A 20,292-nucleotide genomic window follows, 5' to 3' on the forward strand; every position below is an offset into this window, starting at 1 on the left:
GTCTTATCCCAGCTTTGCCGACAGACCTTCCCAGCCTGTGCGTAGATTGGTCAGGATGAGGATCACTTCATCAATTTTTTCCAGCGACAATTCGCCGCTGGCTTCATACAGGCGGTAGACGCAGTGGTCATACAGCCGGGACAAATTCACCACCAACTCGCCGCCCGTTTCAAACTCCAGCGAGCTGGTTAAGGCGTTGAGAATATCGATGCATTTGTTGATGCTTTGCGCCTTGCGCTCATAGCGTTTGTTCTCAATGTGGCTTTTGGCGCGTTCCAGCTCGTCCATCAGCCCCGAAAACAGCACCAGCACCAGCTCTAATGGCGATGCTGCTGCGGTACGCGCAGCAAGATCCATCTCTTTGTATTGCGAATAACCATCCTGCGTGTCGTACATGTTGATTCTCAATCCTTCTCTTAAATCAGCCGGTTACATAAACGCGGCCATACTCATTTTCATGGTGTACGTTTCCACCAGCGTATTGGTGTACTCTTCCACATAGCGCTCGTAGTTGGTGTTATAGGTTTCAGTCAGCTGATCGCTTTCGTCCTGAATTTTGCTCTGCTGGTCATCAATGTTTTCCTGGCGCAGGGCGATGATGCCGTTGCTGGAATCCAGATAGCTTTCCATCAGGTCGTCCATCTGCGCGACCATGCTGTCCTCCCCGACAAAAATAGCGGTCAAACCGTCCGGGTTTTCTTCCATTGCTTCGCTGAACTGAGTGGAGTCAATTTGTAAGTGACCGTCGGAATCCAGCGTGATGCCATAATCAACAATCGACACGCCACCGTAAGACGCGTGAGCAATATCATCCATCTGATTTGCCAGCGAATTCATCCCGGCGTCTCCCGCAAAAACCCCGGACGCCGTGTCATCATCGCCATAGCTGGTCAGTGAATCGATGGTGTCGACCAAGGTGTTGTAGGCATCAACAAAGGTCTGTACTTTGGCCTGCGATCCGCTGGAGTCTTCCGCGACGGTAAAAGTGGTCACATCGTTAGGATCATCAGGATCGCTAACCTCAGAAAAAGTCATCGTCACGCCGGGGATCACATCGTCGAAGGTATTGGTGCTGCTGGTGATCGCAGGGCCATCCTCGTTACCGAGGTGAATAATGGCGTCCTGCGCTTGCGTTATCTGTTGTTCACTGGAGGATTCCGCCGTAGCCAGATCGGTGTTACCCGAAACGCTCACCGAAAAACCGCTTTGCTCACCGGTGGTATCAGAGGTCAGCATGATGGTGGTCGTGCCGTCGGTCTTAACCAATGCCGCCGACACGCCTGGGTTATCGTCCGAGTTATTAATCGCATCAACCAGTTCACTGGCATCAACACAGTTATCGCCATCCTCATCGACCGTAGACAGGTCAATATCCATGGTTGTGCCGTCATCCATGGTTATCTCAAATGAACCCATCGCGGCGTAAGTATCGTCGCTCATGCTGAACGTGGTTTGTTGCCCCTGTGCTAACTGCGAAACATAAAATGAATAGGTCCCCGCCTGTGCCTGCGAGTTAGCCGACACCGTATTCGACTCATTATTTGTGGTGGCGGAAAACGTCAGTGGGCCGTCGGTGTCGCTGTTCAGCGCATCGATTGCCGTCTGAAAATCAGTCAGCGCGGTACTTAGCGAGTCCAGACCGCTGCTCTCAGCATTCAACTCGTTCTGTTGGTTCTGCAGATTCGTCGCCTGGGTGGCAATATCGGCGTAGGCAAATTGTTGGGCTAATTTTTGGATCGGACTCGTATAGCTCATGATCAATGACTCCGTGCAACGTTATTTATGTAAAAGCAAAATACATGCCAATAATTTTTATAATTAAAATTCAGTAAGTTAACTTAATGGCGGAAATGATTTTTCCCTTCCCCAGGAAGGTTTCCAGGTAAAAGTCAGGTCGCTGAAAGCACAACACCGCCGGGTGGCGGTGTTGTAAATGACGTTAAGTCAGGAATTACTGCAGCAGGCTGGAAACCATGCTGGACATGCTGTTGGACTGCTTCAGCATGGTGATGCCGGTTTGCATCAGCACCTGTTGCTGGGTCATGTTGGACGCTTCCGTCGCGTAGTCGGTATCCATAATGTTACCGATCGCCACTTCAGTGTTGTCCTGCATGCTGGTCAGGTTAGCGGCGGTATCGTTCAGACGGTTGATAGATGCACCCAGTTTGGACTGGATCTTAGACACGTCGTCCATTGCAGTCTGGATAGTAGTGATCATCTGGTTTGCAGAACCAGAAGCGGTCAGCTCAGTACCACCGGAAATGCCTGCAGTACCGGTCGCATCTAACTGATCAGCTTCGAAAGAGTTGCTAACGCTTTTTAAATCGGTAACCAGAGAGTCCAGTTGGCTGGAGATATCAACGGTCATGGTGTCAGAAGATTCAGCACCAACCTGGAAGGTTACCGCCCCCTGGAACAGACCGTCTTTGCCGGTGTTGCTGGTACCGGAAACACCGAACAGGTTGGTGCCGCCGTAAGTGGTGTTCTGCAGCATATCGGACATCTGCTGACCCAGTTCGTCGTATTCGTCCTGCATCGCCTGCAAATCTTCGTCGCTGTAGGTTCCGTTCGCTGCCTGAGTGGACAGGTCTTTCATACGGCCCAGTACGTCGGTCATTTCGTCAAACATGCTGTCTGCAGTTTGCAGCATCGCAGTCGCGTCCTGAATGTTGCTCAGCGCAACGCCCATACCGCTGGACTGCGCAGTCAGACGGTTGGCAATCTGTTTGCCCGCAGCATCATCTGCAGAAGAGTTAATACGGTTACCTGTCGCCAGACGTTCCATAGAAGTAGACAGTGATGCGCTGCTTTTGTTGATAGCGTTAACAGCGGACATTGATGCGGTATTAGTATTAATCGATAACATGGTACTGCTCCTTGGGAATAATCGTTTTCGTTTCGATACTCTGTAAAAACGACCACCCCTTCGGAAAACTTAAAGCGCTGCAGAAAAATTTTTTACGCCTTGCACAACATCGTTAACGCGAGAGATAAAACGTCTCCCACCTCTATTTTAGCTTTCCGTGCTCCTCACCAAAACAATCACTGCATAAGGAAGATCTCAATCAAGATTTAATTAAAAGATTATTAGAAATATCTAATAACGACCCGATCTATTACGCACCTGCTATGTTAACCTTATGATAAAAATAAGATTATGCTTAGATAAAAATGTTTTAAAGAGCCTGGTTATAACTTTATTTTACATTTGGTTGCAAATGCCATGTATTTTTATATTGTGAGTCTCAGACACTTTCGCTACATTTCCAATCCTCTTTTGCACAGCATAAAAAACACTCAATACCGATTTACCTGCTGTTTCTCAGGCAGAAGGCATCTCAATTTCTCCAGAATTTTAATGCACTGATTTTTAACGGTGTGACACCAGGGATATAAAAATCTTGCGCGGGTATAATAAACCATGAGTATTGTAGTCAACAATTGGCGGATGGACGCTTCGCTTAATGCGTTAATCCACTGTGAAACAGGTGAGATACGTCGCTTGGGCGAATACCATTTTATTCTGTTAGAGACATTAGCTAAAAATGCCGATGTTGTTTTATCTCGTTCATTTTTAATGACCGCTGTCTGGAAGAATCGCATCGTCGGTGGAAATAGTCTGCCGACAGCCGTTCATGCCTTGCGCGTCGCTATTGATGATGATGGTAAACAACAAGAAATTATAAAAACCATACCAAAAAAAGGGTATTTGTTTAATAAACTCTATCTAACTGAAATCATTGCTCCTAATGAAAATAGGGTTGATGACCACGCCAGTCAGGTAACCGAAGAGAATGCTGAGGTAGTTGAAACCCTCGCGTCTGAGGAGCAACTGCCATCAACAACAACAGAAAAAATACCTTTAAATAACAGTTCATTACATGAATTCAGTAAGAAAAAACTGGCAACCAAACATCATCCTTATCGGGCTATTCTGATTACCTTGCCCGTTATCGTTGTCGCTCTGTCGCTGTTTGCACTGATCTCTTATTTTAAAGCGCCTTCAGCCACTAAAACGGAAGAAACTCCACAACTGGTTAAAGAAACGCTTGAAAGTGCCAACCGTATTACGGTCTATCAACTTTACGATCCAGGTGAGAATAGGAAATCGTTATCGCTTGTTTCAAAACATATTCTTCCTGGTATAGAGCAAATCAATCAACTGTTGGTCGCGCATAGCGCCTCGATGACCCTTTATTATCGGGTCTCGTTGAACAAACTCGCACTTGATATTGTGATGAGCAACCAATGCAATGATAGCTGGCAGTTAGCACTAAGCTTTGATAACTGGCTAAATAAAGATAACGAAATGAATGGTATTTTAATTAAAGAAGTGGAGAAAATGTTAAATGAAATGCCAAAATGCAAATAATTACGCTTTTTATATCCTGGCTATTTCCTCCCTATTTTTTAGTTTTCTGGCCCATGCCCACATTGAGCATACGGTTATTGCCTATTATGATCTTAACGCCGGAAGGAATGCACATTACCAACTTATTCTGAGCCCACAACACAAGGATACGGCCCTTACGCTCATCCCTTTGGAACATAATAACCAGGTTCCTTCAGTATTCGAGATCTCCACTTGCCTTAATCGTTCTACAGAATCATCTCAACAAGGTGAGCTTCATTTTAGCGATGCGAAAACGGATAATAACGATCTCCGCTTATCCAATTTCAGTTCCTTTATTGTTGAGCATAACCTACATACGTGGTGGATTCATTTAAACCCGCAGCAAAATTTGCTCTTCACTCAGGATGTAGGAGGCCTGTTAATCACAGACCCCTCGGCATTTACCTTTTCGACAACATCTTGTCAGCAGAATTAACTTAATAAGCTACGGACAGTCTGGCTGGAAAGCCGGGCTTGTCCGTTGACCGCCTGGGCTAAAACCTGATAATTGTGATTAGCATGATCCAGTACCCCGCCCAGTGATTCAGATGCTTTAACCGCACTTTCTGCCTGCGGAAAACGCGCCATACCGTCAATCAGCTGCCGGGCCTTCTCCTGCTGCGCGGCCATTTGCGCGCGCTGATCGCCAATCGCATCCAGCGCCTGCTGCAATCCATCCTGAGTGCGGGAACTGCCCTGCGCGATATGTTGCAGAAGCTCATCTGAACGAGAGGGATCGGCAAATGTCTTTAGCAGAGTAAACGCCGAGGACTTCGCGTCAACATCACGTACGCTCAGAGTTTGTTGGATCTGCTGCCATTGCTTCTCCGTCGTGGAAAAGCTCAGCGCCCCCTGCTGATCGTGCACCTGTACACCGACACGGCGCAGCGCGTTGCTCATCATCATTTTGTATTGACCAGGATCCAGGTCCTCGCCTACCACCACCGCAGAGTGCTGCGTCTGCCGCCCGTCAGAAACACTGAACATGCGTGAACTTATCGCGTTTTTTTGCAGCATCTGCGCCAGTTCAGGCGAGTGAAAAGTGACGCGTGCCTCGCCCTGTAAAACCGGACGCAACTGCCTGTCGACCGCATCACCGGACAATGTTGGCCGTTTTTCCAGCCACTGGGTAAGTTCAGCCCCCTTCTGCTGCAGCGTCTGTCCGCCGCGGCGAGAGGCGTGACGAAAGTCCAGCAAATGCTGCTCCAGTTGCCCCAGGTAGTGGTCAGCCTGCTGCAGCGTGGTGAGCTGATCGTTAAGCTGCACGCTGTAGCGCTGAGGCCGGGTAGTAATAAGGGGTGAGGCCGGGTAATCACTCGCCGTTGCGGGTAACTTTTGACGGACAGGGGCATTCTGCGCAACGGTATGCTGCTGCACAGAAGGATTAAGCGCTCCGCTACCGGAGAGTGATGTTGTATTTAAACCGACCTGCATACTATTCCTGAGCTACTGCTAACTGTTAAATCACACTGAAAAGGTTTAACTCACTCACTTTGGAGTAGGTTTTTAAGGTGGCTTCCATCGCCATTTCCAGACCGGTAAAGGTAATGGAGGCTGGGCCATAATCCAGATCGCTCAGCTGACTGATAAGCTGATCGTTGGAGGTAGTGATATCCGTCTGAGCACTGCTCAGCATGGTCATCGTATTTTGCGTTTCACCAATGGTGGCTATAGAGGCGTTGAGCGCGTCAGAGGCCACATCCACCGTATCAATGGCATTTTGAATATCGCTTTGCACCTGCGGATCGGCAGGGTCAACCGACGGATCCTGTAACTCTTTCGACAGCGACGTCAGAGTGTTCAGAACGTCGAGGCTATCGCCGAAGAAATCGCTGACTGCCACATTGGTATCAACCTCAACGCCATTGGACACCGTGGTCTGGCGATGATCGTCGTTACCCTGATAGGTATAACTGTCGGTCACCCCGTCACCGTCCTCATCTACCGCGACAATGGGCGGTTGATCGTTCACCGTCCCGCCAAACACATAGTGACCGTCTTCATCCTGATAATTCAGCGCCGAGACCATCGCTTCGGTCATCGACTGAATATCCTGCCCCAGGCTGGATAACGACTCGGCGGTGTTGGTGCCGTTGGCGGCCTCCAGCAGATCGTCGCGAATCGCTAACAGATCGTTATTCACTCCATCCAGAATAGACTCCTGTTGGCTCATCCCCGCCGAGGCGGAATCAATATTGGTTTGATACTGATCGAGAGCCGATTGCTGGCGGTTAAGCTGGGTGATTCGTGTCGCAGCGATAGGATCGTCTGACGGCAGCAGAATACTTTTCCCTGTCGCCATCTGCGTGACAACGTGGGAAAGATCGCTGGAAAGGTCGTTAAAACTCTGCGTCATAGACACATAGGATTGTTGGGTAGACACACGCATGATAATAGCCCTCCAGATTAACTACACATTTCCAGCACAGAGTCGAAAATATCTGCGCCCGTTGAGATAACTTTGAGGTTGGCCTCGTAAATTTGCTGGTAGGTAATGAGGTTCACCGCTTCTTCATCCATGCTGACGCCGCTGACGCTGCTCTGCTGGTTTTGTGCTTCGGAGTACACGTTCGCTGCCGCTTGCGCTTCCGTCTGGTTTTGCTGGCTGTAAATACCGATGTTACTGATGATTGATGAACAGGCTTCGCCCACGGTTACGCTACCAAGCCCCTCGATATCCAACGGTTCGGTTGAGAGGTTGATCAGCGCCTGCAGGTTATCGCTGTTGCCGCTTTCATCCGGCGAACTGGAAAACGCCAGCTCATCGGCGGTGATATCGGGGTTCACTTCCAGCGGGCCATCCGAGGAGTTTTCGTCATAAATAAACAGCGGCTCGCCGGGATTTCCGTTCAGGTCGTAGCCCTGCGCCAGTTGGGTGTTAACCGCATCGGCAAACTGCTCTGCCATACTGTTAATCGTCCCCGTCAGTGGCGTCAGTACCTCATTCTGATAATCAAACAGCGCGCCCAGCGAGCCGCCGGTATCGGTGTTCATGGATGACGTGGTTCCGGCGAACGTCAGCGACATGCTCTGCGTGCCGTCGGCGTTGGTCTCCAGTTCGATGGTGGAACTCTCTTGCCCGCTCACCAACGGCTGACCGTTTTGCAGCGTGACGTTGTAGTTACCTTCATCATCAATATTGACCTGAACATCCATGATGCCGCTCAGTTCTTCCACCATCTGGTCGCGGGCATCGTAGAGCGCAGACGCGTTATCCCCGTTGGCTTCGGCTTCAGTGATCTGCTGGTTATAGCTGGCAATACCGCTGGTAAGCGTATTCACCTGCGCCACCATCGCCTGCTCCTGACTAACGATTTCACTGCTTTGCGAATCGATATAATCGAGGGTGTTATCCACGCGCAGCGCCAGCGCGCCGGACTCGCTGATCACCTGCTCACGCAGAGCGGAGTCATCCGGGCTGGTGGTGGCTTCGTTTAGCGCGGCAAAAAAGTTGTCAAAGCCGCCGCTCAGGCTGCTGTTATCATCACTGAGCACGGTTTCCAGTTGAGTTAAATACGTCTGCTGGGTGTTGTAATAGCCGTAATCGCTGGCGGCATACCAGACCTGGTTCACCTGATACTGGTTGGATACCCGGCGAATACTGTCCACCTGCACACCGTTACCCGCGCTGTTCGCCGAGCCTGAGCTGGCGCCAATGGTACTGGTGATGGCCACCTGCCGGGTATAACCGTCGGTCATGGCGTTCGCCGTGTTTTGCGCGGTTACGTTAAGCTCCACCTGCGCAGTTGATGCGCCGCTGTAGCCAATGTTAATCATGTCCATCAAAGAGTCCTCGCCGGTCAGTTCCCCGGTCTGTCGTTAACAACCTTGCCGATTAAAAGCGGCGAAAAAACCTCAGTTCTTAAGCCGCCGCGCAACCTTTATCCTTTGTGATGCGGGGAGAGCTGTTTAACGATCATCGCCGCAATCCCAATACCGTGCTGCTGGGCCAGGCTGTCACATAACTGATCGTCGTAAAATCCCTGCATCATGCGCACCGAGTCGCTGTTAAACGGGTTATCTTTGGAGTCGAAGATCTCATTGGTTTTACGCATCTCTTTCAGCATGTTGCGTAAGAAAATGGCTTCAAACTGCTGGGCGGCTTTCTGCAAATCGTTATCTTTAATTTTCGGGCCCATTAACGCATCGCTACCGTCAATGCCCCCGCTATGATTCACTTTGATGTCGGCCATTAAATGACCTCCAGATCGGCATCCAGTGCCCCGGCTTCATGCAGGGCCTGTAAAATGGACATAATGTCGTCCGGCGTGGCCCCGAGACTGTTGAGCGCATTAACCAGCGTTTTCAGGCTGCTGGATTCAGGCAGCGTAATCATCCCCGGTCGGGCGTGATTCACCGAAATATTGCTCTGCGGCGTCACCGCCGTACGACCACCGGCAAAGGCATTCGGCTGGCTGACGTTGCTGCTTTCATTGATGGAAACCGTCAGGCTGCCATGCGATACCGCCGCCGCGTGCAGGGCAATACCATCCCCCATCACCACCGTGCCGGTACGCGAGTTAAACACCACGCGGGCGCGTACTTTTTCTGCCTGAACCTGGACGTCATCTAACTGAGACATAAAGGCAACGCGCGCCCCTGGGCTGGTTGGCGCACGAACGCTGACGTTGGTCGAGCTTTGTGCCGTAGCAATGCCGCCAAACGAGGCGTTGATCGCCGCCGCAATATTATTGGCATCTTTAAAGGAGGGACGTTTCAGATTAAGCGTAATGGTGTCACCCATCTGGAAATCGCTGGGAATTTCACGTTCGACTGACGCGCCATTCGGTATCAGTCCGGCTGTGGGGGTATTCACGGTCACGCTGGAGCCGCTAGCCCCGGTCGCGTTCATCCCTCCCACCACCACGCTCCCTTGTGCGAGGGCATAAACCTCCCCATCTGCGCCATGTAGCTGGGTGAGCAATAACGTACCGCCGCGCAGGCTTTTGGCATCGCCAATCGACGAGACCGTGACATCAATGGTCTGCCCACGCGAGTACATTGGCGGCAGCATCGCGCTGACCGCTACCGCCGCGACGTTTTTCACCTTCGGATCGATTTTACCCGGCAGTTGTACCCCGAACTGGCGCAGCATGTTGGTAATAGTTTGGTTCGTGAATTTAACCTGGTTTTTATCCCCGGTTCCGTCCAGCCCCACCACCAGGCTGTAGCCAACAAGTTGGTTTTCCCTGATCCCCTGGACGTTGACCAGCGACTCCAGAGATTGCGCCTGCGTAGTGCCGGGCAGCACCAGGCTCAGGGCGATAACGATGCCGTTTAACGCCTTCATCCAGCGCCCGCTTATGTGTTGCATATTAAAATCCTGCATTAGATCGGGAAGAGAGGATGGTTAAACAGACGCGTCAGCCAGCCCGCCGCATTGGCATCGCTCAATGCGCCACGGCCTGCATAGGAGATACGCGCATCGGCAATGCGCTGCGATGAGACGGAGTTGTCGTTTTGAATATCATCAGCGCGCACCAGACCACTCAGGCGAATGTACTCATCCCCCTGGTTGAGGGTGAGCCATTTTTCACCGCGAATTTCCAGAATGCCGTTCGATTGTACCGAGTGCACCGACACCGTAATTTCGCCACGCAAACTGTTTTGCTGCTGCGAGGTCGCCGTCCCGTTGAAGTCGCGATTGGCGTCCACGGAAGCGGAAAGATTATCTTTGGTATGCCCAAAAAGAGTCGGTGCGCCGATATCAACGGTATTGTTCTTGCCGAAATTGGTTTTCGCCTGTTTGCTCGACTGGGTGGATTCTTCCAGCATCACGGTCAGGATGTCGCCCACCCGATAGGCGCGGCGGTCTGCCGTCAGCGACCACTTGTAACCCGTTTCGAACACTCCTCCCGCGCGACCATCCGCCGTTGGCGGCAACTCGGTTTTGGGAGGAGCAAAGAATTCGTCATTTTTTTTGACCAGGAGGGCCTGCGATTCGCACCCGCTTAACAGGGACAGCAGTACCACCAGCCAGAGATAATTTTTCACGTTCTGCCTGTTTACTTTAAATTTGCCGGATAAGGCGAAACCGCTATCCGGCATTTCACATTCTTGAATTACAGCGTCTGACTAATAAACTGCAGCATATCGTCTGCCGCAGAGACCATTTTGGCGTTCATCTCATAGGCGCGCTGCACGTTAATCATCGCCACCATTTCGTTGACAATATCCACATTCGAGCCTTCCAGCGCGCTGTCCTGCAAGGTGCCCAGACCATCTTCCCCCGGAATACCTTCCGTCGGTTGACCGCTGGCTGCCGTTTCCAGATACAGGTTGTCGCCTTCGGCTGAAAGCCCCGCCGGGTTGGCGAAGTTCACCAGCGTTAGTTGCCCCAGTTCGGTCGGATCGCTGTCGCCGGGCAGGATCGCCGTCACGGTGCCATCTTCGCCAAATGCCACGTTGGTCGCGCCTGCGGGAACATCAATTTCCGGTTGCAGAGGCAAGCCCTGGGCGTTGGTTAGCACGCCGTCGGCGTTAATCTGCATATTGCCGTCACGGGTATACGCAATATCCCCGTTGGCCTTTTGCACCTGCCAGAACCCCTGCCCCATGATGGCCACGTTCATCGCATTGTCGGTGGTTTCCACATTCCCTTCGGTGAAGGTTTTTTGGGTTCCAACGATGCGCACACCGCTACCGAACTGCATTCCGGTCGGCATGATGTTGTTTTGATCGAGCATGGCGCCCGGTGCTTCCTGAGTCTGATAGAACAGATCAGCAAACATCACGCGGTCACGCTTAAAGCCCGTGGTGTTGACGTTGGCGATGTTGTTGGCAATCGCACTCATCTCAGCATCCTGCGCCGACAGGCCGGTTTTACTGATCCATAACGCTGCGTTCATAAAACTTTATCCCTGATTAAAGGCTACGACTCAGGAGCCGCGTAGCAGCCTGTTGCCGGAGTCGCTGAGATCTTCAGCGGTTTTCATCATCTTGATTTGCGCTTCAAACTGGCGGTTCATCGCAATGGACGACATCATTTCGCTCACCGCAGACACGTTACTGCCTTCCAGAAAGCCGCCGCTTACTTTGATGTTTTCATCGCGCTGGGCTGGTACGCCATCCGCCGTCACCAGCATCCCCTCGCTGTTTTTCGCCAGATTAGCGACCGGGATATCCACCAGCTTCAGCCGATCGATATCCATCGTGGCGGTAACATCACCGTCGTCAGGCGTAATCGAGAGCGTGCCGTCGCTGCCGAAAGAGGCAATCGCGTTCGGCGGCAAAATAATCGGGCCGTTATCCCCGAGCACCACGTTACCGTCGATGGTCAGCTGACCCTGATCGTCTTGCTGAATATTGCCGTTGCGGGTATAGACCTCGTTTCCGGCTTTATCCTGCACGGCGATATAGCCCGTCCCCTGAATGGCGACGTCCAGCGGGCGCTCGGTTTTTTCCGCCACGCCGGTGCTGTCATTGACGCCGCTGGGACTTTCCTTCGCCATAAAACGCGTATCAAAACCACCGCCCTTCACTTTGTCATTACTCGCCATCGCCATATCCGCGCGAAAACCATTGGTGTTGACGTTGGCGAGGTTGTTGGCGCTAATTTGCTGCTCTTGTAACGTCTGGGTGGCGCCGCTCAGCGCGGTATAAATCAACCGATCCATTTCTTAGCCTTACATCGCCTGGAAGAGAGCCTGATCCAACTGCGTACTGGTGGAAATCACCTTGGTGTTCGCCTGGTAGTTACGCTGGGCGGTCATGAGATTGACCAGTTCGTTGGTGATATCCACGTTGGAGCTTTCGAGCATGCCGGAGGAGAGCGTGCCGCAGGAGCCGGAGCCAGGTGTGCCTATCAGCGGCGTACCGGATTCGCCCGTCTGTACCCAGGCAGTACCGCTCACTGCTTCCAGTCCGTTCTCATCCGGGAAGGTGGCGAGTACAACCTGGCCCTGCAGCATGCGCTCACCGTTGCTGTAGGTGGCATACACTTTACCGTCGTCATCGACCTGCACGCCGTTTTGCGTTGCCGATGCGTATCCGGTCGCGGAATTGGTGGTAACCGAGAAGTCAGAGCCGTACTGAGTACAATCGGAGTAGTCAATCGTCATTGAAATCGGTGCGGCTTCATCGGTGGTGAAGGTGATGGTTTGCGGCGTGGTTGGAGCCGTCAGCTTGCCGGTATTTGGGTCGAAGGTCAGCGTAGTCGGCGGTACACCGCTCTGCGCTTCACCATCAAAGGTGTATTGCACTTCCCAGGTGTTATCCGCCGTTTTAGTAAAGTACTGGCTAACCGAGTGCTCATTACCCAGCGAGTCATACACGGTGGTGGTGTAGCTGTCGGTGTAGGTATCGCTGTTGTTGGCATCAAACGGCACGCTTGCGCGATCGATTGTTTCATCACTGGCGTCAAAGTTTGCCGTGAAGGTCATGCTGTCCGTGGCCTGCGCCGGGATGTTGCCGGTTTTAATCTGGATATCGGTAACGGTACCGGTTTGCAGCGTGCCGCTGTCATCAACCGGATAGCCCTGCAGGTAATCGCCGGACGCATTGACGATATAGCCGTTTTTGTCCGTCACGAAGGAACCCGCGCGGGTATAGGAGATGTTCCCGGCGCTGTCGCACATCACAAAAAAACCATCGTCGTTGATCGCCAGATCCAGCGCATTACCGGTTGAAACCATAGAGCCGCCGGTGGAGATGCTTTGTGCCGAACCCGCCACGCTCACGCCCATCGCCTGCGTTCCGGCATACATGGCGGAGAACTGGGTGGTCATCGATTTATACCCGACCGTCCCGGAGTTTGCGATGTTGTTACTGATGCCATCAAGCTGTTCGTTGACGGCGTTCAGTCCCGTCGCTGCAATTTCATAACTCATTGTTTCTTCCTGTAATGTAAACGAGATCAGATCACGGTGTTGCTGTCGGCGTTATCGCCGCCGTCGTCAGTATCCGGCGGCGTGATGTCATCAGTGCTGTCCGGAACGCCAAACTGGGTGATCATGGTGAAAGGCACTTCGCCAACGCCGTCAACGTTGAGCACTGGCGTGCTGCCATCGAGCGGAATACGCACATCTTCCACCGTTCCGGTCACCTCAATCGGCACTTCCTCTTCTCCGGTATTGGTCACCACGGATACGCTGTAATCGCCCGGCGGGATGCCGTAATCCGCAGGATTGATGTCGAAATCCACCTGGCCGGGCCCGACGGAGGTTTCACCTTGCGGGATCAGCGACACGGTGTAGTCATCACCGGCTTCATCGGTAAAGTGCAGATCCACATCGGTACAACTGTCATCCAGCGTCACGCGCCCCTGGATTTCTTTGCTGTTGTCTTCGATATCCAGCGAGGTGGTTTGCACCATGATGTCGTCGCCGACCATATTCCCCAGCGCCATCACCTGAATGTTGCTCATCAGTACGGCGTTAGTGTTTGCCTCAACGCTCATCTCTTCCATCATGGCAACCTGCGCCATGGAGGCGAGCTGATCGATATAGGCCGTAGGATCGGTTGGATCGGTCGGGTCCTGGTTTTCAATTTCAGCCACGAACAGCGTCAAAAACGTATCAACCGCGGACGTTTCGGTGGACGTTGTCGTGGTTGGAGTACCGCTTGTCCCGCTGGTATTCGTTGTTGACGACGTTGAGGAAGAACTGCTGTCTCCCAGATTGCTGCTTTGCGCCGTGGCGCCGACGTTATTTTCAGCCACCGCCGTATTCTCCGAAGAAGGAGCCTGCGCCTGAGATTGGGCATACAGAGTCAGGGTATTCATTACACTTCTCCCAGTTTGAGTAAGCTTTGCTGCATACTTTTGACGTTATTCAGCACATCAACGTCAGTTTCAAAATCACGTGAGGCGGACATCATGTCGGCCATTTGCTCGACCACATTGACATCCGGATACCAGACGAAACCGTTCTGGTCCGCCATCGGATGGTGTGGCTCATAACGCTTCACCGCCCCGCCGCTTTGCATGACGTCCTGTACCTGTACGCTGGCACCATCAATGGCATGGCGGTTATGCCCACCCATCAGGCTATTGTGGTAAACCGCGGCAAAAACCGGGCTGCGCGCCTTATAGGCCTGCGCCTCGCTGCTGGCGGGAGATTCCGCATTCGCCATGTTGCTGGCGACGGTATTCAGACGGATGGTTTGCGCCGTCATTGCCGAGCCGGAAATCTGGTAAATATCAGTAAACGACATGGTTATTTCCCTTCGATGGCCTCTTTGATACCGCTAAGTTGCAGGTTCAAAAAGGTCAGACTGCTTTGATAATCCATACTATTTTGTGAAAACCGGGCCTGCTCGGTATTCAGCTCTACGGTATTGCCATCCTCTGAGGGCTGCATCGGCACACGGTATTTCACGTCAGCCTCGGGCAGCACATTTGTGCGACTTGCCCGTTGCATCTCAGCGGCAAAATCAATATCTTTAGCTTTGAAATTTGGTGTATCGACGTTTGCCAGATTCGCAGTCAGTAGCTCGGTCCTCTCAAGACGTAACTTCACTGCCTGCGGATGTACACCCAATGCCTGCTGAAAACTGATTCCCATTTCTTGCATCACTCCTGCGTAGATATCGCTGTTATTAGCAATATGTATGCCAACTTTTAAGTGATTGATGAGAAATGACTTTATGAAATTCCCCTTCGACATAAGGAAGCCTTCTTTCCCCTTTGCCGCGGAAATAATGCTGGCGTTATGCTGTGTCTTACCCGCACATGCCGCCGTCCATCCCATTCAGCACAGCGCCCGGGAACAGATCAACGCGCGGGTCATAACTGCCGCCGGTCATGAAATTGACGCGCTGGCGAAAAAACAGCAGTGGCAGGACTATCGCTACACGTTCAACGTCTATATTCCCTCAACGGTGAGCACCAGCGCGCTATGCGCAACAGCGCCCCAGATCACCTCCAGCACATCCCCAGGAATGGCCCTGACGCGAATGAACTTTGTGGTGAGTTGTCCGGGCAGCGCGGGCTGGCAATTTAACGTTGCGGTACGCCCCGACGTGTCGGTGCCGGTAGTGATGCCAAAGTCGTTGATTGCCCGAGATACGGTAATTACGGTCAACGACCTGCAGCTTAAAAAATTCAATATCAGCAACCAGCGGGAAGGGTTAATGACAAATATGGATGAGGCGATTGGTCTCACCAGCAAGCGCGCCCTGCAACCGGGCAAACCGATTACCCGGAGCGAACTGGTTCAACCGGTGCTGGTCAAACGCGACCAACCGGTGATGATCGTCTCCCATACGGCCGGAATTACCGCCTCGATGCCGGGCGTGGCGTTGAAGAACGGGCGCAAAGGGGATGTGATAAAAATTCGCAACAGCAGCAGCCAGCGGATCATTAGCGGGATGGTGGACGATATCGGCGTGGTCACCACGCTGACGGCTGAGCAGTGAAGGGATTTTTTGTGATGGGATTAAAGTTTTCCTCTCTTACCGTCGCTTTTAGCCAATAACAGATAACCAACCCAACGAAATATGTACGAGGTTGCTATGAAAATTACCCCGACTCTGCCAGGCGATCGCCCTGCATCTACAACCGGGCAGACGCGTTCAGACAAGAGCAGCACGCAGACCACTACCTCCAGCGCCGCGACACTTTCCGCCGACGATATTACTCAGGCGGGATTGCAAACGGCGCAGCAAACGCTGAACAGCGATCCGCAAAGCGACGTTGATTACGACAAAGTGGCGCAAATGCAGGCCATGCTGGCCGCAGGCGACATGCAGGTTGATACCCAGCAACTGGCTGGTGACATGCTCAGCTTTTTCCAGAAATAAGAGGCCAAAATTGTGAGTACCAAGCTACAGCAGGTGAAAACGCTGCTTCAGGGTATCCGGGAGGACGGGACGCGATATGACGCGCTCAGACATCAGTTAGAACAACAACGTCTGTGCATGATCCGTCGCGCCAGTGAAGAGCTGTTGGCGGTCAATGAGACGATTCAACAGCATTATGAGCAGTTGAATAACAGCAGCCAGCAGCGCCGCTCAATCCTGCAATTGCTGGGCGTAAGCGTTGATCGTGCAGGGATGGAACAGGTATTTAGCTGGTTGCCAGGCTTACAAAAAAGTGCCGCAGAGGGTTGGTGGCAGAGCCTTGAGCAAAAAGCGAAACGCTGCAAGGCGTACAACGAAAAAAACGGCGAGTTGCTGATCCGCCAGTATGAATTTATTCAGACTTTTTTAGGCACTGAGCCGGATTTTATTTACCAGCGCTAAACCTTCCTTCCCTGACGCGGAAAACGACTTTCCGCGCACACCCTAACTAATTGATATAAATACAATAAAAATTCAGGCATGGATATTGCAATGATGTAGCCAGATTTTGAATTTAGGGATTGCTGAGAACACATTATGAGTATGATTGATTGTTATGAACCTGACTTTGTCCGGTTGTTTTTATCCCACCATCCGGATTCCGCTTTGCTGGCCGAAATGCGCTGGAAAACGGAAGTACGTCAGAGTCTGGTATTAACCGATCCGGCCAGCTGTCAGGCTGCATTAGGCGATCCCAACGCCTTTGTGCTGCATACCTCGCAATGTGCAGCCGATGCGGACAGCCCGGCGTTATCTCCACGCGATCAGGTACTTAATCAATCTGCTCTGCATACCATCACGCTCCCCGGTTTGTCACCGGAACTGCGCTTGTATGCGCTGGGCATCATGCTCTCTTTTTCCGAGAAATGCCCTGGCGACAGCGATCCTATGCTTGAGAAACTGGCCTCGCTGCCGCAGGTTCTGGCCGCCCACGCGCAAAGCGGAAAACTGCAGGAGCAGTTCGTGCAACTGCCCAGCCTGCCCCAACTGCAGCGGGAGCTGATCACCCAAATGGGCAGTTGTGAGTTCAATTGGGATCGGTTGCCGGAAAGCACGCGCAAGCTGACCTTACCTCTGCAGGTAAGTCTGCTGATGCTCCAGGATGCAAACAGTGAGGCTATGCTTCAGCAGCAGTTGCAGGATCAGTGGTTAAATACCTATGAGCGCTACTTTGCCCATGACGCATGGATATTCAGTAACTATCTGATTTATCGCCTGTATCACGATACCTTCCCGCAGCACGAGAGTGAAAGCGCGCTGCAGCGCTTCTTCTGGCTGGTGGCTGACATCTTTATGCTTCGCACCCTATTTTGCCTGTGGACAATGGATGATTCCACGCTGAGCCATGACGAAATCTACGCCCTTTTCGCGCTGTTTGAAGCGTGGCGCAACAGCGAGAATGCCCGCTCGTTGCGTCAGCATATTCTGGATATGTTGCCGGGAGATCCTCTGCTCTCGGCGTTCTCCCTGATTACACGTTAGCGCCTGTTGGCCGGGTACATACCCGGTCCTTTTTCGAATCGCGAATACACATCACCATGTCTGAATCCTCCAAAGCACGTTCCGCCCTGACCGGCATCGTTAAAACGCTCGACACTGGCCGCGAAAAACCGTTTGTCAGCGTCATTACCCCCACGTGGAACCGCGGCGCTTTCTTACCCTATTTGCTGTATATGTTCCGCTATCAGGACTACCCTGCCGACCGCCGGGAGCTGGTGATCCTAGATGATTCCCCACAAAGCCATCAGTCAATCATTGACAGGCTGACGCAGAATCATCCGGAGAAATTCAATATTCGTTATATCTACCATGCGGAAAAACTGACGCTGGGAAAAAAGCGCAACATGCTCAATGCGCTGGCGTTAGGCGAATATATTCTCTGTATGGATGACGATGATTATTATCCGGCGGATAAGATCTCCTACACCATCGACATGATGCAGCGCCACCGGGCGTTGATTTCAGGTTCCGATCAGATCCCCATCTGGTATAGCCATATCAACCGCGTGTTCAAAAGCCGCAGCTTTGGCCCGCAGAACATTCTCAACGGCACCTTTTGCTACCACCGCAATTATTTAAAAAAGCACCGTTACGATGATGAATGTAACTTAGGCGAAGAGGAAGGATTCACTAATCAATTCACCGCAAACCCGCTGCAATTGCCGGGCGAGCGCACCATTATTTGTATCTCGCACAGTCAAAATACGTTCGATAAAGACTTTGTGCTGGGCAGCAGCGAGCCGCTGGAAACCTCGCTGGCACAGGCGATTACCGACCCGATGCTGAAAAACTGGTATCAAAGCCTGCATAACGCCACCCATCATCAGCCGATCCAGTGGGATTACATCGATCAGGTGGTGATCGTGAATCTGGACTCACGCCCGGATCGTTTAGCCCACATCCAGCAAGAGCTGGCGTTTCTCAATTTCCCGGCGCAAAAGATCACCCGCCTTGCGGCGTCCGTTGCCACTAACGGCCAGGCTGGTCGCCGCCAGTCCCATCTGCAGGCGCTGCAACTGGCACAGCGTAACGGCTGGAAAAACTACCTGCTACTTGAAGACGATAGCGTGATCCTGAAGCAGGAAAAGCATATTCGGGTACTCAACTCGCTTCTGAACGCGCTGCCTGGCTTCCCATGGGAAGTGGTTATCCTCGGCGGAGAAATTAAACAGGGCCGCGAACTCAAAAGCCTCAATGGCATGATCCATGCCCGCGACTGCAATAAGGTTTGCGCCTATCTGGTCAACAGCAGCTATTACCCGGTGCTGGCTCAGCAGATGGAGCATGACCTCTCAGATACGCTCGAAGGGCAATGGCAGCCGCTGCTGCGTGAAGGGAAATGGCTCTCCTGTTATCCGAGCATCTGCTATCAGCGCGCGGGATACAGCGATATTGAGAAAAAAGAAACCGATAACATCGGTTACTACTTCAACAAAATCAATAAGAAACCCGCCACCGTCAACACGCTGGTAAGCAACCCGCTTCCTACGACATCCACGCAGATAGATGCCATTGGCTTCTATATGGAAACCTCGCTGCACTACGCGGTCTATCGCCCTATCATTACCGCGCTTCAGGCGATGGGCCATACCTGCTCGCTGCTGGTCAGTGACAAAATACCTAAATCGTTTCTGGATGAGATGACCGCGACGATTAAAGCCATCAACGATCCTGCGCTCGGCGGTACGCGTCTTTCAGCGGTCATTGAGAACCGTCAGCGCTTCCGGTGCCTGGTCAGCCCTTACTACACGCCACTGCTGAACGGGCTGGCGGATACCCATGTACGCACCCTGTATGGCCTGGCGAAAGAAGAGTGGAATCATGCCTGGTGGAACGCCTTTTATCACCGCATCCTGTGTTACAGCCACTATAGCCAGCACGCGCTTGATATCGGTGGCAGCGCCAAAGTGGTGGGCAATCCCCGTTTCGATGAGTGGCATAATCACACTTACGATACTGCGCTGCCAAAAAGCCTGAAGCTGAATGCGAAAAAGCAGACCATCCTGTATGCGCCAACCTATGGCGCGCTAAGCTCTCTCCCTCACTGGGCGGAACAGCTCAGCCGGTTAAGTCATGAATACAATGTCGTCACCAAACTACATCATGGCACCCTGCACAGACCGGAAGAAGCCGCCTCTCTGGCGCTGGCGCAGCGCTATTTAAAAAACCGAATTGACGATCCACAGCATCTGCTGGCGCTTATCGCGCAGGCGGATTACGTCCTGACAGACAGCAGCGGCTTTATTTTTGACGCCATTCATATGAATAAACGCGTCATTTTACTGAGCTGGCCAGAGATGCCCTTGCTGCTCGATGGTCAACAAAGTTTCTCTACTCCTGACAGCGCCGATCAGCGTATTCGCGATGTTCTCCCGGTGGCACAGGATATACAGACGTTGCGCCACGCCCTGTCATCCGCATTTGACTGGGCTGGTCTGGAAGCGCCATTGGAGGAGATTCGCCACCATTATTGCGATGCGTTTAGGGATGGTCAGGCGGGGAAACGGGCGGCTCAGGAGATCGCCGCTTTGCTTACGGAAACAGAGAATGCCCACAGTAATACGCTATTACATAGTCTACAGAGAAAACTTTTTAGCTAAATTTCTGATATGAATTGGCGA

General features: G+C 52.2%; 22 protein-coding genes. 7 read left to right on the forward strand and 15 right to left on the reverse strand.

Going from position 1 to position 20,292, the window contains the following annotated elements; translation table 11 throughout:
• Positions 1-3: 3 nt before the first annotated feature.
• The 3 genes from fliS to lafA form a co-directional block, all read right to left on the reverse strand.
• Positions 4-396 (reverse strand): flagellar export chaperone FliS, encoded by a 393-nt coding sequence (gene fliS, locus HV229_RS20100; RefSeq protein ID WP_003843794.1) that lies wholly within the window; start codon positions 394-396, stop codon positions 4-6.
• Between the two features lie 33 nt (positions 397-429).
• On the reverse strand, positions 430-1,755 hold the full coding sequence (fliD, locus tag HV229_RS20105; protein WP_181546232.1) for a flagellar filament capping protein FliD: 1,326 nt from the start codon (positions 1,753-1,755) through the stop codon (positions 430-432).
• Positions 1,756-1,951: 196 nt separating this feature from the next.
• Entirely contained in the window at positions 1,952-2,866 is a 915-nt protein-coding gene (gene lafA, locus HV229_RS20110; RefSeq protein ID WP_049040787.1) for a lateral flagellin LafA, read from the reverse strand.
• A 555-nt stretch (positions 2,867-3,421) separates the two neighbouring features.
• On the opposite strand from lafA, the gene HV229_RS20115 reads away from it, so the two are divergent.
• Positions 3,422-4,372 (forward strand): winged helix-turn-helix domain-containing protein, encoded by a 951-nt coding sequence (locus tag HV229_RS20115; protein WP_181546234.1) that lies wholly within the window; start codon positions 3,422-3,424, stop codon positions 4,370-4,372.
• Positions 4,350-4,829, forward strand: coding sequence for a hypothetical protein (locus HV229_RS20120; RefSeq protein WP_181546236.1), 480 nt, complete (start codon positions 4,350-4,352; stop codon positions 4,827-4,829). The genes HV229_RS20115 and HV229_RS20120 overlap by 23 nt, the downstream gene beginning before the upstream one ends.
• Here the strand turns inward: HV229_RS20120 and HV229_RS20125 are convergent.
• The 12 genes from HV229_RS20125 to flgB all read right to left on the reverse strand — a co-directional run bounded on the left by HV229_RS20125 (position 4,826) and on the right by flgB (position 14,895).
• Complete coding sequence (locus HV229_RS20125) at positions 4,826-5,827, reverse strand: hypothetical protein (protein ID WP_016151850.1); 1,002 nt, start codon at positions 5,825-5,827, stop codon at positions 4,826-4,828. The genes HV229_RS20120 and HV229_RS20125 overlap by 4 nt on opposite strands.
• Before the next feature lie 25 nt (positions 5,828-5,852).
• Complete coding sequence (gene flgL, locus HV229_RS20130) at positions 5,853-6,782, reverse strand: flagellar hook-associated protein FlgL (protein ID WP_049281661.1); 930 nt, start codon at positions 6,780-6,782, stop codon at positions 5,853-5,855.
• Between the two features lie 17 nt (positions 6,783-6,799).
• Positions 6,800-8,176: a flagellar hook-associated protein FlgK gene (flgK, locus tag HV229_RS20135; protein ID WP_181546238.1), complete on the reverse strand. Its 1,377-nt coding sequence runs from the start codon at positions 8,174-8,176 to the stop codon at positions 6,800-6,802.
• A gap of 98 nt (positions 8,177-8,274) precedes the next feature.
• The gene (locus HV229_RS20140) at positions 8,275-8,577 is read right to left on the reverse strand and encodes a rod-binding protein (RefSeq protein WP_181547740.1); all 303 of its coding nucleotides are present in this window, start codon (positions 8,575-8,577) and stop codon (positions 8,275-8,277) included.
• 8 nt (positions 8,578-8,585) lie between these two features.
• Positions 8,586-9,707 (reverse strand): flagellar basal body P-ring protein FlgI, encoded by a 1,122-nt coding sequence (locus HV229_RS20145; protein ID WP_016151847.1) that lies wholly within the window; start codon positions 9,705-9,707, stop codon positions 8,586-8,588.
• Positions 9,708-9,721: 14 nt separating this feature from the next.
• Positions 9,722-10,387, reverse strand: a complete 666-nt coding sequence (flgH, locus tag HV229_RS20150) for a flagellar basal body L-ring protein FlgH (RefSeq protein ID WP_049040809.1) — start codon at positions 10,385-10,387, stop codon at positions 9,722-9,724.
• A 68-nt stretch (positions 10,388-10,455) separates the two neighbouring features.
• Entirely contained in the window at positions 10,456-11,241 is a 786-nt protein-coding gene (gene flgG, locus HV229_RS20155) for a flagellar basal-body rod protein FlgG (RefSeq protein WP_016151845.1), read from the reverse strand.
• A 30-nt stretch (positions 11,242-11,271) separates the two neighbouring features.
• The gene (locus tag HV229_RS20160; protein WP_049040782.1) at positions 11,272-12,009 is read right to left on the reverse strand and encodes a flagellar basal body rod protein FlgF; all 738 of its coding nucleotides are present in this window, start codon (positions 12,007-12,009) and stop codon (positions 11,272-11,274) included.
• A 9-nt stretch (positions 12,010-12,018) separates the two neighbouring features.
• Positions 12,019-13,221, reverse strand: a complete 1,203-nt coding sequence (gene flgE, locus HV229_RS20165; protein WP_181546240.1) for a flagellar hook protein FlgE — start codon at positions 13,219-13,221, stop codon at positions 12,019-12,021.
• Positions 13,222-13,247: 26 nt separating this feature from the next.
• Positions 13,248-14,114, reverse strand: coding sequence for a flagellar hook capping FlgD N-terminal domain-containing protein (locus HV229_RS20170; protein WP_046275407.1), 867 nt, complete (start codon positions 14,112-14,114; stop codon positions 13,248-13,250).
• On the reverse strand, positions 14,114-14,545 hold the full coding sequence (flgC, locus tag HV229_RS20175) for a flagellar basal body rod protein FlgC (RefSeq protein WP_016151841.1): 432 nt from the start codon (positions 14,543-14,545) through the stop codon (positions 14,114-14,116). The genes HV229_RS20170 and flgC overlap by 1 nt, the downstream gene beginning before the upstream one ends.
• Positions 14,546-14,547: 2 nt before the next feature.
• Positions 14,548-14,895 (reverse strand): flagellar basal body rod protein FlgB, encoded by a 348-nt coding sequence (gene flgB, locus HV229_RS20180; protein ID WP_016151840.1) that lies wholly within the window; start codon positions 14,893-14,895, stop codon positions 14,548-14,550.
• A gap of 82 nt (positions 14,896-14,977) precedes the next feature.
• On the opposite strand from flgB, the gene flgA reads away from it, so the two are divergent.
• From flgA to HV229_RS20205, 5 genes are all read left to right on the forward strand, one after another.
• On the forward strand, positions 14,978-15,748 hold the full coding sequence (gene flgA, locus HV229_RS20185) for a flagellar basal body P-ring formation chaperone FlgA (RefSeq protein ID WP_095715135.1): 771 nt from the start codon (positions 14,978-14,980) through the stop codon (positions 15,746-15,748).
• 96 nt (positions 15,749-15,844) lie between these two features.
• Positions 15,845-16,132, forward strand: a complete 288-nt coding sequence (flgM, locus tag HV229_RS20190; RefSeq protein ID WP_016151838.1) for a flagellar biosynthesis anti-sigma factor FlgM — start codon at positions 15,845-15,847, stop codon at positions 16,130-16,132.
• 12 nt (positions 16,133-16,144) lie between these two features.
• On the forward strand, positions 16,145-16,573 hold the full coding sequence (locus tag HV229_RS20195; RefSeq protein ID WP_181546242.1) for a flagellar protein FlgN: 429 nt from the start codon (positions 16,145-16,147) through the stop codon (positions 16,571-16,573).
• Positions 16,574-16,708: 135 nt separating this feature from the next.
• A complete protein-coding gene (locus HV229_RS20200) occupies positions 16,709-17,653 on the forward strand; it encodes a lysine-N-methylase (RefSeq protein WP_080859967.1) in 945 nt (314 codons plus the stop codon).
• Between the two features lie 56 nt (positions 17,654-17,709).
• On the forward strand, positions 17,710-20,271 hold the full coding sequence (locus tag HV229_RS20205; protein WP_181546244.1) for a glycosyltransferase: 2,562 nt from the start codon (positions 17,710-17,712) through the stop codon (positions 20,269-20,271).
• The last annotated feature ends 21 nt before the right edge of the window (positions 20,272-20,292 follow it).

It is taken from the genome of Citrobacter sp. RHBSTW-00524 (assembly GCF_013747755.1).
Lineage (GTDB): Bacteria > Pseudomonadota > Gammaproteobacteria > Enterobacterales > Enterobacteriaceae > Citrobacter > Citrobacter braakii.

Coding starts and splice junctions, on each gene's coding strand:
- fliS (WP_003843794.1), bottom strand. CDS start 396: ATGTACGACACGCAGGATGGTTATTCGCAATACAAAGAGATGGATCTT.
- fliD (WP_181546232.1), bottom strand. CDS start 1,755: ATGAGCTATACGAGTCCGATCCAAAAATTAGCCCAACAATTTGCCTAC.
- lafA (WP_049040787.1), bottom strand. CDS start 2,866: ATGTTATCGATTAATACTAATACCGCATCAATGTCCGCTGTTAACGCT.
- HV229_RS20115 (WP_181546234.1), top strand. CDS start 3,422: ATGAGTATTGTAGTCAACAATTGGCGGATGGACGCTTCGCTTAATGCG.
- HV229_RS20120 (WP_181546236.1), top strand. CDS start 4,350: ATGAAATGCCAAAATGCAAATAATTACGCTTTTTATATCCTGGCTATT.
- HV229_RS20125 (WP_016151850.1), bottom strand. CDS start 5,827: ATGCAGGTCGGTTTAAATACAACATCACTCTCCGGTAGCGGAGCGCTT.
- flgL (WP_049281661.1), bottom strand. CDS start 6,782: ATGCGTGTGTCTACCCAACAATCCTATGTGTCTATGACGCAGAGTTTT.
- flgK (WP_181546238.1), bottom strand. CDS start 8,176: ATGGACATGATTAACATTGGCTACAGCGGCGCATCAACTGCGCAGGTG.
- HV229_RS20145 (WP_016151847.1), bottom strand. CDS start 9,707: ATGCAACACATAAGCGGGCGCTGGATGAAGGCGTTAAACGGCATCGTT.
- flgG (WP_016151845.1), bottom strand. CDS start 11,241: ATGAACGCAGCGTTATGGATCAGTAAAACCGGCCTGTCGGCGCAGGAT.
- HV229_RS20160 (WP_049040782.1), bottom strand. CDS start 12,009: ATGGATCGGTTGATTTATACCGCGCTGAGCGGCGCCACCCAGACGTTA.
- flgE (WP_181546240.1), bottom strand. CDS start 13,221: ATGAGTTATGAAATTGCAGCGACGGGACTGAACGCCGTCAACGAACAG.
- HV229_RS20170 (WP_046275407.1), bottom strand. CDS start 14,114: ATGAATACCCTGACTCTGTATGCCCAATCTCAGGCGCAGGCTCCTTCT.
- flgC (WP_016151841.1), bottom strand. CDS start 14,545: ATGTCGTTTACTGATATTTACCAGATTTCCGGCTCGGCAATGACGGCG.
- flgB (WP_016151840.1), bottom strand. CDS start 14,895: ATGGGAATCAGTTTTCAGCAGGCATTGGGTGTACATCCGCAGGCAGTG.
- flgA (WP_095715135.1), top strand. CDS start 14,978: ATGAAATTCCCCTTCGACATAAGGAAGCCTTCTTTCCCCTTTGCCGCG.
- flgM (WP_016151838.1), top strand. CDS start 15,845: ATGAAAATTACCCCGACTCTGCCAGGCGATCGCCCTGCATCTACAACC.
- HV229_RS20200 (WP_080859967.1), top strand. CDS start 16,709: ATGAGTATGATTGATTGTTATGAACCTGACTTTGTCCGGTTGTTTTTA.
- HV229_RS20205 (WP_181546244.1), top strand. CDS start 17,710: ATGTCTGAATCCTCCAAAGCACGTTCCGCCCTGACCGGCATCGTTAAA.